This is a genomic window from Ramlibacter sp. GCM10027632 (assembly GCF_042675325.1).
GTDB lineage: Bacteria > Pseudomonadota > Gammaproteobacteria > Burkholderiales > Burkholderiaceae_C > Ramlibacter.
This window is the reverse complement of sequence record NZ_JBHTGW010000005.1, coordinates 1-14,546: the sequence shown is the minus strand read 5'-3', so window position 1 is coordinate 14,546 and position 14,546 is coordinate 1. Positions and strand designations below refer to the sequence as shown.

General features: G+C 72.2%; 13 protein-coding genes. 8 read left to right on the top strand and 5 right to left on the bottom strand.

Features of this window, described 5'->3' with window-relative positions:
• The 4 genes from glnE to ACFQZY_RS08920 all read left to right on the top strand — a co-directional run bounded on the left by glnE (position 1) and on the right by ACFQZY_RS08920 (position 8,479).
• Positions 1–2,724, top strand: coding sequence for a bifunctional [glutamate--ammonia ligase]-adenylyl-L-tyrosine phosphorylase/[glutamate--ammonia-ligase] adenylyltransferase (gene glnE / locus ACFQZY_RS08935; protein ID WP_377415279.1), 2,724 nt, complete (start codon positions 1–3; stop codon positions 2,722–2,724).
• 77 nt (positions 2,725–2,801) lie between these two features.
• On the top strand, positions 2,802–4,193 hold the full coding sequence (locus tag ACFQZY_RS08930) for an efflux transporter outer membrane subunit (protein WP_377415278.1): 1,392 nt from the start codon (positions 2,802–2,804) through the stop codon (positions 4,191–4,193).
• A gap of 14 nt (positions 4,194–4,207) precedes the next feature.
• Positions 4,208–5,371 (top strand): efflux RND transporter periplasmic adaptor subunit, encoded by a 1,164-nt coding sequence (locus ACFQZY_RS08925; RefSeq protein ID WP_377415277.1) that lies wholly within the window; start codon positions 4,208–4,210, stop codon positions 5,369–5,371.
• Between the two features lie 18 nt (positions 5,372–5,389).
• Positions 5,390–8,479: an efflux RND transporter permease subunit gene (locus ACFQZY_RS08920; protein ID WP_377415275.1), complete on the top strand. Its 3,090-nt coding sequence runs from the start codon at positions 5,390–5,392 to the stop codon at positions 8,477–8,479.
• A 21-nt stretch (positions 8,480–8,500) separates the two neighbouring features.
• Here the strand turns inward: ACFQZY_RS08920 and rfaE2 are convergent, their stop codons facing one another.
• Together rfaE2 and ACFQZY_RS08910 are read right to left on the bottom strand one after the other, a co-directional pair.
• Positions 8,501–9,001: a D-glycero-beta-D-manno-heptose 1-phosphate adenylyltransferase gene (gene rfaE2, locus ACFQZY_RS08915; RefSeq protein WP_377415273.1), complete on the bottom strand. Its 501-nt coding sequence runs from the start codon at positions 8,999–9,001 to the stop codon at positions 8,501–8,503.
• Positions 9,001–9,849 carry a ferritin-like domain-containing protein gene (locus tag ACFQZY_RS08910; RefSeq protein ID WP_377415271.1) on the bottom strand — a complete coding sequence of 283 codons (849 nt, stop codon included), beginning with the start codon at positions 9,847–9,849 and terminating at the stop codon, positions 9,001–9,003. The genes rfaE2 and ACFQZY_RS08910 overlap by 1 nt, the downstream gene beginning before the upstream one ends.
• Before the next feature lie 112 nt (positions 9,850–9,961).
• On the opposite strand from ACFQZY_RS08910, the gene ACFQZY_RS08905 reads away from it, so the two are divergent.
• Positions 9,962–10,552 carry a glutathione peroxidase gene (locus ACFQZY_RS08905; protein ID WP_377415269.1) on the top strand — a complete coding sequence of 197 codons (591 nt, stop codon included), beginning with the start codon at positions 9,962–9,964 and terminating at the stop codon, positions 10,550–10,552.
• An 81-nt stretch (positions 10,553–10,633) separates the two neighbouring features.
• Here ACFQZY_RS08905 and ACFQZY_RS08900 read toward each other — a convergent pair whose 3' ends face one another.
• The gene (locus ACFQZY_RS08900) at positions 10,634–11,248 is read right to left on the bottom strand and encodes a glutathione S-transferase N-terminal domain-containing protein (protein WP_377415267.1); all 615 of its coding nucleotides are present in this window, start codon (positions 11,246–11,248) and stop codon (positions 10,634–10,636) included.
• A gap of 97 nt (positions 11,249–11,345) precedes the next feature.
• Between ACFQZY_RS08900 and purB the strand changes: the two genes are divergently transcribed.
• Together purB and ACFQZY_RS08890 are read left to right on the top strand one after the other, a co-directional pair.
• Positions 11,346–12,725, top strand: coding sequence for an adenylosuccinate lyase (gene purB, locus ACFQZY_RS08895; RefSeq protein WP_377415265.1), 1,380 nt, complete (start codon positions 11,346–11,348; stop codon positions 12,723–12,725).
• 10 nt (positions 12,726–12,735) lie between these two features.
• Positions 12,736–13,296: a YaeQ family protein gene (locus ACFQZY_RS08890; protein WP_377415263.1), complete on the top strand. Its 561-nt coding sequence runs from the start codon at positions 12,736–12,738 to the stop codon at positions 13,294–13,296.
• A gap of 19 nt (positions 13,297–13,315) precedes the next feature.
• On the opposite strand, the gene ACFQZY_RS08885 is transcribed toward ACFQZY_RS08890, so the two are convergent.
• Positions 13,316–13,774 carry a DUF3717 domain-containing protein gene (locus tag ACFQZY_RS08885; protein ID WP_377415261.1) on the bottom strand — a complete coding sequence of 153 codons (459 nt, stop codon included), beginning with the start codon at positions 13,772–13,774 and terminating at the stop codon, positions 13,316–13,318.
• A 70-nt stretch (positions 13,775–13,844) separates the two neighbouring features.
• Here ACFQZY_RS08885 and ACFQZY_RS08880 point away from each other — a divergent pair, with 70 nt between their 5' ends.
• Positions 13,845–14,198: a phage holin family protein gene (locus ACFQZY_RS08880; RefSeq protein WP_377415259.1), complete on the top strand. Its 354-nt coding sequence runs from the start codon at positions 13,845–13,847 to the stop codon at positions 14,196–14,198.
• Here ACFQZY_RS08880 and ACFQZY_RS08875 read toward each other — a convergent pair.
• Positions 14,166–14,546 (bottom strand): tetratricopeptide repeat protein (locus tag ACFQZY_RS08875; RefSeq protein ID WP_377415257.1); only part of this gene is annotated, 381 nt, incomplete at its 5' end. The genes ACFQZY_RS08880 and ACFQZY_RS08875 overlap by 33 nt on opposite strands.

Here is a 14,546-nt window from a genome sequence, read left to right as displayed (position 1 = left end):
ATGACCGCCGCAGGCATGCCGCCCTCGGCGCATTCGCGCTTCGTGCAACGGCTGCGGCGGCGCTACGCCGGCGAGCTCGCGCTGCTCCCGCCAGGCCCGCCCACGCATGCCACGATGGCCGCGGCCTGGGAGGCGCTGCGCCCCCGTTGCGAGGACACCGGCACCGCGCTGCGCATCCTGCGCCAGCTGGTGATGGAGCGGCTGGTCTGCCTGGACTGCGAGCAGGGCGCCCCCCTGGCCGACATCACCCGCGGCGTGACCGAGCTGGCCGAATTCGCCCTGGACCACGCCTGCCGCGAGGCCTTCACCCAGCTCGATGCGCAGCATGGCGCGCCGCGCCGCGCCGATGGCGCCCGGGCGCAGCTTTGGATCATCGGCATGGGCAAGCTGGGGGCGCGCGAGCTCAATGTCTCCAGCGACATCGACCTGATCTACGTCTACGACCAGGACGGCGAGACCGACGGCGCCGCGGTCGGCCAGCGGCGCATCTCCAACCACGAGTACTTCGCCAAGGCGGTCAAGCTGATTTACGCGCTGGTGGGCGACACCACCGAGCACGGCTTCGTGTTCCGGGTCGACCTGGCGCTGCGCCCCAACGGCAACTCCGGCCCCCCCGCGGTGTCGCAGGACGCGCTGGAGGACTACCTGCAGGTGCAGGGCCGGGAGTGGGAGCGCTTCGCCTGGCTCAAGAGCCGGGTCGTCGCCCCGCGCTCGGTGGTGGCGGACCGCAGCGCCCAGGCCCTACGCAGCACCGTGCTGCCCTTCGTGTTCCGCCGCTACCTGGACTACAGCGTCTTCGAGTCGCTGCGGGTGCTGCACCGGCAGATCCGCGACCACGCGGCCAAGCGCAGCGCCGGCCGGCCCGAGCGGGCCAACGACGTCAAGCTCTCGCGCGGCGGCATCCGTGAGATCGAGTTCACCGTGCAGCTGCTGCAGGTGGTGCGCGGCGGCCAGTTCCCCGAGCTGCGCACGCGGCCCACGCTGGCGGCGCTCCAGCGCGTGGCGGCGGCGGGCCTGATGCCCCAGGCCACCGCCGACGCCCTGGCCGAGGCCTACGTGTTCCTGCGCCGGGTGGAGCACCGCATCCAGTACCTGGACGACCAGCAGACCCACGTGCTGCCCCTGGGGTGCGGCCCCGACGGCGACAACGGCGACCTCGCCTGGATCGCCCGGACCATGGGTTTTTCCGAGTGCCATGACTTCCTGCACGCGCTGGACGCGCACCGCGAGCTGGTGGCGCAGGAATTCGACACGCTCCTGGGCAACGAGCCGGCCTGCAAGGGCTGCAACGGGCCGCGCGGCTCGCGCGCCGAAGCCCCGCCCGACCTCGACAGCCTGCTCGACACCCTGCCGCCGCAGCTGCGCGAGCGGGTGGCCGGCTGGTCGACGCACCCCAAGGTGCTGGCGCTGCGCGACGACGCGCGCGCCCGCCTGGTGCGGCTGCTGGCGCGTACCGCCGCCTGGCTGGAGGAAGGCCGCGTGAGCGAGGAGGCCGCCCTGCGCATGGCCGACTGGATCGAGCCGCTGTTGCGCCGCGAAAGCTACCTCGCGCTGCTGGTGGAGCGCCCGCAGGTGCACGAGCGCCTGCTGCGGGTGCTGGGCGCGGCGCGCTGGCCGGCGCGCTACCTGCTCAAGCACCCCGGCGTGATCGATGAACTCGCCGGCGACGCCCTGCTGTCCGAGCGCTTCGACGCCGCCGAATTCGAGCGCGAACTGGAGGCCCGCAGCGCCTCCCTGCGGCGCACCGGCGAGGACGACGACGAGGCCCTGCTGGACCTGCTGCGCCGCGCCCACCATGCCGAGGTGTTCCGCACCCTGGCGCGCGACACCGAGGGCCGCCTCACCGTCGAACAGGTGGCCGACGACCTCAGCGCCCTGGCCGACGCCGTGCTGCGGGTCACCGCGCGCTGGTGCTGGCAGCGGCTTCGCAGCCGCCACGACGAGGCGCCGCATTTCGCCGTCATCGGCTACGGCAAGCTGGGCGGCAAGGAGCTGGGTTACGGCAGCGACCTGGACATCGTCTTCGTCTACGAGGACGAGGACGAGCGCGCGCCCGAGATCTACGCCGCGTTCGTGCGCAAGCTGATCACCTGGATGACGACCAAGACCGGCGAGGGCGACCTGTTCGAGATCGACACCGCGCTGCGTCCCAACGGCAACTCGGGCCTGCTGGTCACCACCTTCGAGGCCTACGCCAACTACCAGCAGAACCGGGGCAGCAACACCGCCTGGACCTGGGAGCACCAGGCCATGACGCGCGCGCGCTTCGTGCTCGGCGAGCCGGCGCTGGCCGCCCGCTTCGACGCGGTGCGCGAGGCGGTGCTCACCGCGCCGCGCGACCTCGGGGCGCTGCGCGCCGAGATCGTGGCCATGCGCCAGCGCGTGGCCCAGGCGCACCCGGTGCGCGGCGAGGTGTTCGACGTCAAGCACAGCCCCGGCGGCATGATCGACGCCGAGTTCGCGGTGCAGTACCTGGTGCTGTCGCAGTCCGCGGCGCACCGCGAGCTCATTCCCAACGTGGGCAACATCGCGCTGCTGCAGCGCGCCGAGGCGGCCGGCCTGCTGCCGGCGGGCGTGGGCACGGCGGCGGCCGATGCCTACCGCGCGCTGCGCCGGGCCCAGCACGAGGCGCGGCTGAACGAGCGGCCCACGCAGGTGGCGGGCGGCCTCATGGCGCGGGAGCAGCAAGCCGTGCAGGCGCTCTGGCAGGCGGTGTTCGGCTGAACCGCTCCCGCCGGGCGGACCCGCCGCCCCGCCACGCACCGTGCGTGGCACCCGACTCAGGAAGGACACGAGAAGGCATGGAGAAGCTTCGACGGGCAGCGCTGTGCGCGCTGCCGATCTTGCTGGCCGGTTGCGCCGTGGGCCGCCCGCCGGCGACGGTCGACGCGCCGGCGCCCGCAGCCTGGCAGGCCCCCTTGCCCCACGGTGGCCGCCTGGAGGACCTGGCTGCCTGGTGGACGCGCTGGAACGACCCGCTGCTGTCGCAATGGATCGAGGCCGCCCAGGCGGTCAGCCCCACGCTGGCCAGCGCCCGCTCGCGCCTGCTGCAGGCGCAGGCGGCGCGGGTGGCCGCCGGCGCCGCGCTGGCGCCGCGCCTGGACGGCACGGCATCGATGGGTCGGGGCAACACACAGCCGCCGATCCCGCTGGCCACCACGGCGCGGGCGGGCCTGCAGGCCGCCTGGGAGATCGACCTGTTCGGCGCCTCGCGCGGGGCGGCCGACGCCGCCACGGCCCGCGCCGAGGCGGCGCGCGCCGGCTGGCACGAGGCCCGGGTGAGCGTGGCCGCCGAGACCGCCACCGCCTACCTGGGCCTGCGGGCCTGCGAGCGCCTCCTGGCCGTCGCACGCGACGATGCCGCCTCCCGGGCCGAGACGGCCCGCCTGACCCAGCTCACGGCCGACGCCGGCTTCGCCGCACCCGCCAGCGCGGACCTGGCCCGCGCCAGCGCCGCCGAGGGCGCGGTGCGCCTGCGCCAGCAGCAGGCCCAGTGCGAGGTGGAGCGGCAGGCGCTGGCGGCGCTCACCGGCATCGCGCCGCCCGCGCTGCAGGCCAGGCTCGCCCAAGCGCCCGCGCAAGGCCTGGCCGAACTGGCGCCGCGCAGCCTGTTCGCCGTCCCGGCACTGCCGGCCCAGGTCCTCGCCCAGCGGCCGGACGTGTACCAGGCCTCCCTGGCCGTTGCCGCCGCCAGTGCCGACGCCGGCGCGGCGCATGCCGATCGCTTTCCCCGGATCACGCTCGCCGGCTCCATCGCCGCCGGGCAGGCCCGCATCGGCGGCGTGACGAGCGAGGCACCGACCTGGTCCATCGGCCCGCTGGCCCTGACGCTGCCGCTGTTCGACGGCGGCCGACGCGCCGCCAGCCTCGAGGCCGCCCAGGCCCGTTACGACGAGGCGGTGGCCCTGTACCGGGCCCGGGTGCGGCAGGCCGTGAGCGAAGTGGAGCAGGCCCTGCTGGTCCTGGACAGCGCCCGCGGGCGTACCGGCGACGCGATGGTCGCGGCGCAGGGTTTCCGGGCCTCCTTCGCTGCGACCGAGGCGCGCCACCGCGGCGGCCTGGCCAGCCTGGTGGAGCTCGAGGACGCGCGCCGCAGCCTGCTGGCCGCCGAGACCGGCGTGGTCGGCGTGCAGCGCGAGTTGAACAACGCCTGGATCCAGCTGTACCGCGCCGCAGGCGGCGGGTGGCAATGACGAGAAGACAACCCATGACACTGAACCGCCCCCTCGCCGTGGCCGTGCTGGCCGCCACCCTGGCCAGCCTCGGCGCGACGGCCGTCGTCGCGCAGGACGACCGCAAACCCGCCGCCCCGGGCAAGCCGGCCCTCAGCGTGGCCCTGGCCACGCCGCAGCGCGCGTCGCTCGCCCAGGCCCTGGCGGCCAACGGCAACCTCGCGGCCTGGCAGGAGGCCAGCATCGGCGCGCAGGTGAATGGCCAGCGCCTGTCCGAGGTGCGGGTGAACGTGGGCGACCGCGTGAAGAAGGGCCAAGTGCTGGCCAGCTTCGCCACCGACATGCTCGGCGCCGAGGCGGCGCAGTCGCTGGCGGCCGTGGCCGAGGCCGAGGCCGCCGCCGCGGAGGCCTCGGCGAATGCCGAACGCGCCCGCACGCTGCAGGCCAGTGGCGCGCTGTCGGCCGCCCAGATCCACCAGTACCTCACCGCCGAGAAGACGGCGCAGGCGCGGCTGCAGGCGGCACGGGCCGCAGACCAGGCCCAGCAGGTGCGACTGTCACAGGCGCAGGTGCTGGCGCCGGACGACGGCATCATCTCCTCGCGCACGGCCACCGTCGGCGCGGTGGTGGGCGCGGGCACCGAGCTGTTCCGCCTGATCCGCCAGGCCCGCCTGGAGTGGCGCGCCGAGGTGACCAGCAGCGAGCTGGGCCGCCTGCGGGCGGGCACGCCGGTGCGGGTGACCGCCGCCAGCGGCGCCACGCTGCGGGGGCAGGTGCGCACCCTCGGCCCCACCGTCGATGCGCAGACCCGCAATGCGCTGGTCTATGTCGACGTGAAGGCCGACCCGGGCAGCGCCCCGGCGCTGCCGGGCATGTTCGCGCGCGGCGAGTTCCAGCTCGGCGCGGCGCCGGCGCTGACCCTGCCGCAATCGGCGGTGGTGGTGCGCGAGGGCTTCAGCTACGTGATGCGCGTGAACCCCGACCAGCGAGTGAGCCAGCTCAAGGTGCAGACGGGCCGGGTGGTGGGCGAGCGCATCGAGATCCGCAGCGGCCTGCCCGAAGACGCGCAGGTGGTCGCCTCGGGCGGCAGCTTCCTCAATGACGGCGACCTGGTGCGCGTGGTGCCGGCGGCGCCCGCGGCCGCATCCGCCGCACCGGCATCGACCCCGGCGGGCGCGGCCTCCCGGGCCTCCCGGTAACCGGTCGGAGACGCCACCATGAACGTTTCCGCCTGGTCGATCCGCAACCCGATCCCGGCCTGCATGCTGTTCGTGCTCCTGACCTTCGCCGGCCTGCTGGGCTTCTCGGCGATGAAGGTGCAGAATTTTCCCGACCTCGACCTGCCCACCGTCAGCGTCACCGCCAGCCTGCCGGGCGCCTCGCCCTCGCAGATGGAGACCGACGTGGCGCGCAAGATCGAGAACGGCATCGCCACCATCCAGGGCCTCAAGCACATCACCACCAAGGTCCAGGACGGCGTGGCCACCATCACCGCCGAGTTCCGCCTGGAAAAGCCGGTGCAGGAAGCGGTGGACGACGTGCGCTCGGCGGTCTCGGGTCTCCGCGCCGACCTGCCCGCCGACCTGCGCGACCCGGCCATCACCAAGCTCAACCTCGCCGGCCAGCCCGTGCTGGCCTACACCCTGCGCAGCGCGCGGATGGACGACGAGGCGCTGTCCTGGTTCGTCGACCACGAGGTCTCGCGCAAACTGCTGGCCGTGCGAGGGGTGGGCGCCGTCAACCGCGTGGGCGGCGTCCACCGGGAGGTGCGGGTGGCCCTGCAGCCCGAGCGCCTGCAGGCCCTGGGCGCGACGGCGGCCGAGGTCTCGCGCGCGCTGCGCCAGGTGCAGCTGGAAAGCGCGGGCGGCCGTGCCGACCTGGGCGGCAGCGAGCAGCCGGTACGCACCCTGGCCACCGTGCGTACCGCCGCCGAGATCGGGCTGATCCAGGTGTCGATCTCCGGCGGCCGCAGCGTGCGTCTGCAGGACTTGGCCAACGTGACCGACACCGTGGCCGAGCCGCGCGCCGCGGCGCTCCTCGACGGGATGCCGGTGGTCGGCTTCGAGGTTTCCCGCAGCAAGGGCGAGAGCGAAGTCGCGGTGGGCGCGGGCGTGCGACGTGCGCTCGACGAGCTGCGCGCGGCCCACCCCGACATCGAGCTGACCCAGGCCTTCGATTTCGTCAGCCCGGTGCAGGAGGAATACGAGGGTTCGCTGCACCTGCTGTACGAAGGCGCCATCCTCGCGGTGGTGGTGGTGTGGCTGTTCCTGCGGGACTGGCGCGCCACGTTCGTGTCGGCGGTGGCCCTGCCGATGTCGGTGATCCCGGCGTTCCTGGGCATGTGGCTGCTGGGGTTCTCGATCAACGTGGTGACGCTGCTGGCGCTGTCGCTCGTGGTGGGCATCCTGGTGGACGACGCGATCGTCGAGGTCGAGAACATCGTGCGCCACCTGCGCATGGGGAAGACCCCGCTGCAGGCGGCGATGGAGGCGGCCGACGAGATCGGCCTGGCGGTGATCGCCACCACCTTCACCCTGGTGGCGGTGTTCCTGCCCACGGCCTTCATGAGCGGCATCGCCGGCAAGTTCTTCAAGCAGTTCGGTTGGACCGCGGCCCTGGCGGTGTTCGCCTCGCTGGTGGTGGCGCGGGTGCTCACGCCGATGATGGCCGCCTACCTGCTGCGGCCCGTGGTCACGGCCCACCGTGAGCCGGGCTGGCTGCGCCGCTACCTGGTGGCGGCGCAGTGGTGCCTGCGCCATCGCGTGGTGACCATGGTGCTGGCCACGCTGTTCTTCTTCGGCTCCATCGCGCTGATCCCGCTGCTGCCCACCGGCTTCATCCCGCCGGACGACAACTCCCAGACGCAGGTGTACCTGGAGCTGCCGCCAGGGGCCACGCTGTCGCAGACGCTGAAGGCCGCCGAGCACGCTCGCCAGCTGATTGCCGGCGTGGCGCACGTGCAGCGCGTGTACACCACCATCGGCGGCGGGAGCGCGGGCACCGATCCGTTCGCCGCGTCAGGCGCGCCGGAGGCACGCAAGGCCACCCTCACCATCCTGCTGGCCGAGCGCACCACCCGGCCGCGCAAGCAGGGAATCGAGAACGAGATCCGGCGGGTGCTGGAGCAGGTGCCCGGCGTGCGCAGCAAGGTAGGCCTGGGCGGCTCGGGCGAGAAGTACATCCTCGTGCTCACGGGCGAAGACCCGCAGGCCCTGTCGGCCGCCGCCATGGCCGTCGAGCGCGACCTGCGCACCATCCCCGGCCTCGGGCAGATCGCGTCCACGGCCAGCTTGATCCGGCCCGAGGTCGCCGTGCGGCCCGACTTCGCGCGGGCCGCCGACCTCGGGGTGACCAGCGCCGCCATCGGCGAGACGCTGCGCGTGGCCACCACCGGCGACTACGACGCGCAGCTGCCCAAGCTCAATCTTTCCCAGCGGCAGGTCCCCATCGTCGTCAAGCTCGACGAGGCCGCGCGGCGCGACCTCTCGGTGCTCGAGCGGCTGGCCGTGCCCGGCGCGCGCGGCCCGGTGATGCTGGGGCAGGTGGCGACCCTGGAGCTCACCGGCGGCCCGGCGGTGATCGACCGCTACGACCGCTCGCGCAACATCAACTTCGAGGTGGAGCTGTCCGGGCAGCCGCTGGGCGACGTCGCCGCCGCCGTCCAGCAATTGCCCGCCATCCGCAGCCTGCCGCCGGGCGTGAAGGTGGTCGAGGTGGGCGATGCCGAAGTGATGGGCGAACTGTTCGCCAGTTTCGGCCTGGCCATGCTCACGGGCGTCCTGTGCATCTACATCGTGCTGGTGCTGCTGTTCAAGGACTTCCTGCACCCGGTGACCATCCTCGCGGCGCTGCCGCTGTCCCTGGGCGGGGCCTTCGTGGGCCTGCTGCTGGCGCAGAAGTCCTTCTCCATGCCCTCGCTGATCGGCCTGATCATGCTCATGGGCATTGCCACCAAGAACTCCATCCTGCTGGTGGAGTACGCGATCGTGGCGCGGCGCGACCACGGCATGAGCCGCCTCGACGCGCTGCTGGACGCCTGCCACAAGCGGGCGCGGCCCATCGTCATGACCACCCTCGCGATGGGAGCGGGCATGCTGCCGATCGCGCTCGGCTGGGGCACCGCCGACCCGAGCTTCCGCTCGCCCATGGCCATCGCGGTGATCGGCGGGCTGATCACCAGCACGGTCCTGAGCCTGCTGGTGATCCCGGTGGTGTTCACCTATGTGGACGACCTGGAGAAGCTCGTGCGGCGCGCCCTGGCGCGCCTGCGCCGCGGCCCGCGCCCGGGCGATGCGCCCGGGGCCTGAGTCCCGCGGGGGGCGGCTCCCTCAGGCGCCGCGGATCCTGCGGACCAGGGCGGTGGTGGAGTAGCCGTCCACGAAGGGGATGGCGACGGCGCGGCCGCCCCAGCCTTCGACCAGCCGGGTCTCGGCCAGGGTGGCCATGTCGTAGTCGCCGCCCTTGACGTAGACCGAGGGACGCAGCTCGCCCAGGAGCTCCACCGGCGTGTCTTCGTCGAACCAGGTGACCAGGTCCACGCTGCCCAGGGCGGCCATCATGATGGCCCGGTCCTGCTCGTTGTTCAGGGGCCGGTCAGGGCCCTTGCCGAGGCGGCGGGCGGAGGCGTCGGTGTTGAGGGCCACCACGAGGCTGCCGCCAAGGTCACGGGCCTGGGCCAGGTAGGTCACGTGGCCGCGGTGCAGCACGTCGAACACGCCATTGGTGAACACCACCGGCTGCGGCAGCTGCGCGATGCGGCGCGCGGCCTCCTCGCGCGAGGCGATCTTGCCGAGGAAGGCCGGCGGCGGGAACGACGTTGCGCACGCCATCAGGCCGCCGCGGGCTGGGCCGCCGGGGCCGAGATTTCCTTGCGGAAGCGATTGAGCTCCTGCACCGACTTGAAGCTGCGCTCCATCAGCAGGCTCATGTTGTGGAGGATGCGGTCCACCACCTTGGTCTCCCAGGTCAGGTCGAACTTGATCTGGGTGTCCAGCCAGTGCTCGAGCCACTCGGGGTCGGGCAGGCGGCTCTGGATGGTGTCGCGCGGGAACAGGGCCTTGTTCACGTGCAGGTTGGTCGGGTGCAGGGCCTGCGCGGTGCGGCGGGCGCTGGCCATGAGCACGCCCACCTTGGCGAAGGCGGCCTTGGCCTCGTTGCCGAAGTTGGCGATGGCGCGCTTCATGTAGCGCAGGTAGGCGCCGCCGTGGCGGGCCTCGTCCTGGCTCAGGGTGGTGTAGATCGCCTTGATCACCGGCTCGGTGTGCCACTCCGCCGCGCGGCGGTACCAGTGGTTGAGGCGGATCTCGCCGCAGAAATGCAGCATCAGCGTCTCCAGCGCGGGCGCCGGCTCGAACTCGAAGCGGATCTCGTGCAGCTCCTGCTCGGTGGGCACGAGGTCGGGGCGGAAGCGGCGCAGGTACTCCATCAGCACCAGCGAGTGCTTCTGCTCCTCGAAGAACCAGATCGACATGAACGCGGAGAAGTCGCTGTCGTTGCGGTTGTCACGCAGGAACATCTCGGTGGCCGGCAGCGCCGCCCACTCGGTGATGGCGTTCATCTTGATCGTCTGCGCCTGCTCGTCGGAGAGCAGGGAGGCGTCGAAACTGTCCCAGGGGATGTCCTTGTCCATGTCCCAGCGGACAGATTCGAGTTGCTTGAAAAGTTCGGGATAAAGCATGGAGGCCGTTTCAGGATTGCCCATATTTTAGGCGGTGGCCCCTTTCCGGACAGGCCCGGCGGGCTTTGCGCGCGGCGCACAATGGCGTCCCGCACCGTCCACCGGAGCCCCCATGAAGACCTGGCTGATCGCGATCACCCTGGCCGGCGCAGCGTCCGGCGCCCTGGCGCAGGCACCCGCACCCGGCCCCGCCGCCAGCGCGGGCTGCCCCGCGCTCTTGCAGCACACCTTCCCGCGCCTGCAGGACGAGAAGCCCCAGTCGCTGTGCCAGTACAGCGGCAAGGTGCTGCTGGTCGTGAACACCGCCAGCTACTGCGGCTTCACGCCCCAGTACAAGGGCCTGGAGGAGTTGCACGCCCGGCTGCGTGACCGGGGCCTGGTGGTCCTGGGCTTCCCCTCCAACGACTTCGCCCAGGAAAAGAGCAGCAACAAGGAAATCGCGGATTTCTGCGAGAACACCTTCGGGGTGAAATTCCCCATGTTCGGCAAGTCGGCGGTGCGCGGGTCGGACGCCAACCCGTTCTTCCGGCAGCTGGCCCAGGCCACCGGGCAGGCGCCGACCTGGAACTTCCACAAGTACCTGGTGGGGCGCGACGGCAAGGTGATCGCTCACTACGGCAGCCGGGTCACGCCCACGGACCGGGCGCTGGTGGCCGCGATCGAGCAGCAGCTGGCGTCGGCGGCGCCCGCCGGCGGCCGCTGAGGCGGCGCGGCCGCATCCAGGCCGCCTCGGGCCCGCTCCGGGCGCCCCGGGGAAGCCGCCGAGGGGGCGCGCGCCGCGGCCTCAGGCGGGCAGGGTGTCGGCGAAGCTGGCCCGCTGCAGCAGCTTGTCGTGCAGCTTCGCCAGGTTCGGGTGGGGCGTGCGCCAGTCGATCGCGGGGAAGCGGAAGTCCAGGTAGCCCAGCGCGCAGCCCACCGCGATGTCGGCCAGCGACAGGTGGATGCCGGTGCAGAAGGCCTTGTCCCCCAGGCCCAGGCTCATGGCCTTGAGGCTGGCGTGGACTTTCCCGAGCTGGCGGTCGATCCAGGCCTGGCTGCGCTCGCCGTCCCGGCGGCCGGACCAGTGCTGCTCCAGGCGGGCCAGCACCAGCGCGTCGAGCACGCCGTCGGCCAGGGCCTCCCAGGTCTTGACCTCGGCGCGCTCGCGGCCCACGGCCGGAATCAGCTTGCCCACGGGGGACAGGGTGTCCAGGTACTCCACGATCACGCGCGAGTCGAACAGCGCCTCGCCGCCCTCCATGACCAGGCATGGCACCTTGCCCAGGGGGTTGGACTCGCCGATGGTGGTGTCGGCCGACCAGACGTCCTCCAGCAGGAGTTGGTAGTCCAGCTTCTTCTCGGCCATCACGATGCGCACCTTGCGCACGTAGGGGCTGGTGGTGGCTCCGATGAGTTTCATGGACTGGCGCTTTCCGGGCATTCGCGTTCTGGACGGGGGCCCGATTCTAGGGGTTGGGGCCCGGCCCCGCCGGCAGGGGGAACCTACAATTCGGGGCATGACGCTATCCACCATCGCCGCGCTGTCGCCCCTCGACGGCCGCTACGCGAACCGCCTCGCTCCCCTGCGCCCCCTGATGAGTGAAATGGGCTTCATGCACAAGCGCGTGCAGGTCGAAGTCTGCTGGTTCATCGCGCTGTCCGACGCCGGTTTCCCCGAATTCAAGCCCCTGTCGCCCGGTGCCCGCACCTACCTGCTGGGGCTGGTGAAGAACTTCTCCGAGGCCGACGCCCAGGCCATCAAGGAGATCGAGAAGACGACCAACCACGACGTCAAGGCCGTGGAGTACTGGATCAAGTCGAAGTTCGAGGCCCGCCCCGAGCTGCGCGCCGCCGCCGAGTTCGTGCACTTCGCCTGCACCAGCGAGGACATCAACAACACCAGCCACGCGCTGCAGCTCAAGGCGGCGCGCGAGCAGGTGATCCTGCCCGCCATCGACGGCCTGATCGCCAAGCTGCGCGAGATGGCCCAGGCCTACGCCGAGGTGCCGATGCTCAGTCGCACCCACGGCCAGACCGCCAGCCCCACCACCGTGGGCAAGGAAGTGGCCAACGTGCTGGTGCGCCTGTCCGCCGCGCGCGAGCGGATCGCCGGCGTGAAGCTGCTGGCGAAGATGAATGGCGCCGTCGGCAACTACAACGCCCACCTCGCCGCCTGCCCCGGTTTCGACTGGGAGGCCTTCAGCCGCAAGGTCGTCGAGACGCCCGAGCCGCTGGGCCTGGGCGTGACCTTCCAGCCGTACTCGATCCAGATCGAGCCGCACGACTACATGGCCGAACTGTTCGACGCCGTGGCCCGCACCAACACCATCCTGGTGGACTGGGCGCGCGACGTCTGGGGCTACATCAGCCTGGGCTACTTCAAGCAGAAGCTGCGCGAGGGCGAGATCGGCTCGTCGACCATGCCGCACAAGGTCAACCCGATCGACTTCGAGAACGCCGAGGGCAACCTGGGCCTGGCCAACGCGCTGCTGCGCCACCTCTCGGAGAAGCTGCCGGTCTCGCGCTGGCAGCGTGACCTCACCGATTCCACCGTGCTGCGCAACATGGGCGTGGCCCTGGGCTATTCGGCCCTGGCCTACCACTCGCTGGGCGTGGGCCTGGGCAAGCTGGAACTCAACGCCGAGGCGCTGGCCGAGGACCTGGACAACGCCTGGGAAGTGCTCGCCGAGCCGATCCAGACCGTGATGCGCCGCTATGGCGTGCAGGGCGCCTACGAGAAGCTCAAGGCCGTCACCCGCGGCAAGACCGTGCGTCCCGAGGACCTGCACGGCCTGATCCGCTCGCTGGAGATCCCCGAGGCCGAGAAGCAGCGCCTGCTGGAGATGACGCCGGGCAGCTACGTCGGCATGGCCGCCACGCTGGCGCGCCGCGCCTGAAGCGCCCTCGATGGCGCTGAAGTCCACCATCTTCAAGGCCAGCGTGCAGCTGGCCGACATCGACCACGGCTACTACGCCGACCACGCGCTCACGCTGGCCCGCCACCCGAGCGAGACCGACGAGCGCATGATGGTCCGCCTGGCCGCCCTGGCCCTGAACGCCCACGCGCTGCAGGACGACTGCGGCGGCGACGGCACGCTGGCCTTCGGCGCGGGCCTGTCCGACCCGGACGAGCCGGATGTCTGGCTGCGCGATTTCACCGGCCGGCCGCGCCTGTGGATCGAGGTCGGGCAGCCCGAGGACAAGCCGCTGTCCAAGGCCTGCGGCAAGGCCGACCGGGTGCGCGTGTACTGCTTCCACCATGCCGCCGAGGTGTGGTGGCGGGGCATCGAGGGCAAGCTCTCGCGCCTGTCGAACCTGGAGGTCTACCGCATCCCCAGCGAGGCGAGCCAGCAGCTCGCCCTGCTCGCGGCCCGCAGCATGCAGCTGCAGGCGACGGTCCAGGAGGGCGTGCTGACCCTGGGCGACGGCCAGCGCAGCGTGGACCTGGAGCCGGTGCGCTGGAAGTGAGGCGCGAGGCCTCGCGGCCTCAGCCCGCCGCGGCGGCGGATGCCGGCGCGGCCTGCGCCGGGGTGGCGGCGCCCTCGGCCGCCCGCTCGCGGTAGCGGTTGAACCGCCAGGCATCCCCCTCGATCGTGATGCGCCGCCACACGGCGCGCTTCTCGACCGGGGTCATCGCGGGCCAGTACTGCACCTCGTCGAAGCTGCGGCCGCAGCCCTTGCAGGTCTCGTCGCCCTGGCTCGTGGAGCAGATCGCGATGCAGGGGGTGTCGGGCGTGGTGTCGTACCAGGCCTGCCAGGCCTCCAGGGCCGCCGCGGGGAAGCCCTGCTCCGCGCACTCGTCCTCGCCGTGGAACACCATCAGCGCATAGACCTTGGCCAGCGCGCGCAGCGGCGCGGCGAGGGTGATGCCGTCGGGCGAGGGAGACTTCTCGCGCCACCAGTTGATGGCGGCCTCGATGTCGGTGATGTGGATGCTGCAGGCCATGGAAATCGCGGGGGACGCGGATGATAGCGCGGGCCGCGGCCCGCGCCGCACCCGGTGCTATTCTCGCCCCATGAAGCTCCTCGCCAAGTGGCTGCTCAGTGCCACGACCCTGCTGTTCCTGGCCAGCATCTACTCCGGCGTCACCGTCTCGAGCTTCCCCGGCGCGCTGCTCGCGGCCTTCGTCATCGGGCTGCTGAACATGGTGGTGCGCCCCATCCTGGTGGTGCTCACGCTGCCCGTGACCATGCTCTCGCTGGGCCTGTTCCTGTTCATCATCAACGCGCTCCTGTTCTGGGCGGCGGCGCGCATCCTCGAGGGCTTCGAGGTCAGCGGCTTCGGCGCCGCCCTGCTCGGGTCGCTGGTGTACTCGGTGGTCGGCGTGCTGGTCGACCTAGCGCTCGAGCGCCTGTTCCCGAACCATTGATTCGATCTGGCGGGCCCGGGTGTCGATGATCGACGCCTCGAAGTGGTCCGCCCCCGGCTGGCGCGCCAGCGCCTGCGCCGCGCGCAGGCGGTCCAGCGCCGCGCCGTGGTCCAGCATGGCCACCTGGGCCTCGGCCTCGGCGCGCAGGGCGCGCAGCGCCTGGCCCTGGGCCTGCGAGGCCTGCGCCAGCAGCTGCCAGGCCGAGGCATCCTGCGGATGCAGCGACACCCAGGTCTGCAGGCGCGACGACGCCTCGGCGGGCTGGCCCGCCAGCACCGCGGCGCGCGCCGCCAGCAGGGTCTCGGGCCGCGCGCCCGACGGGCCGCCGGCGGCGGCGGCGGCGGCAGG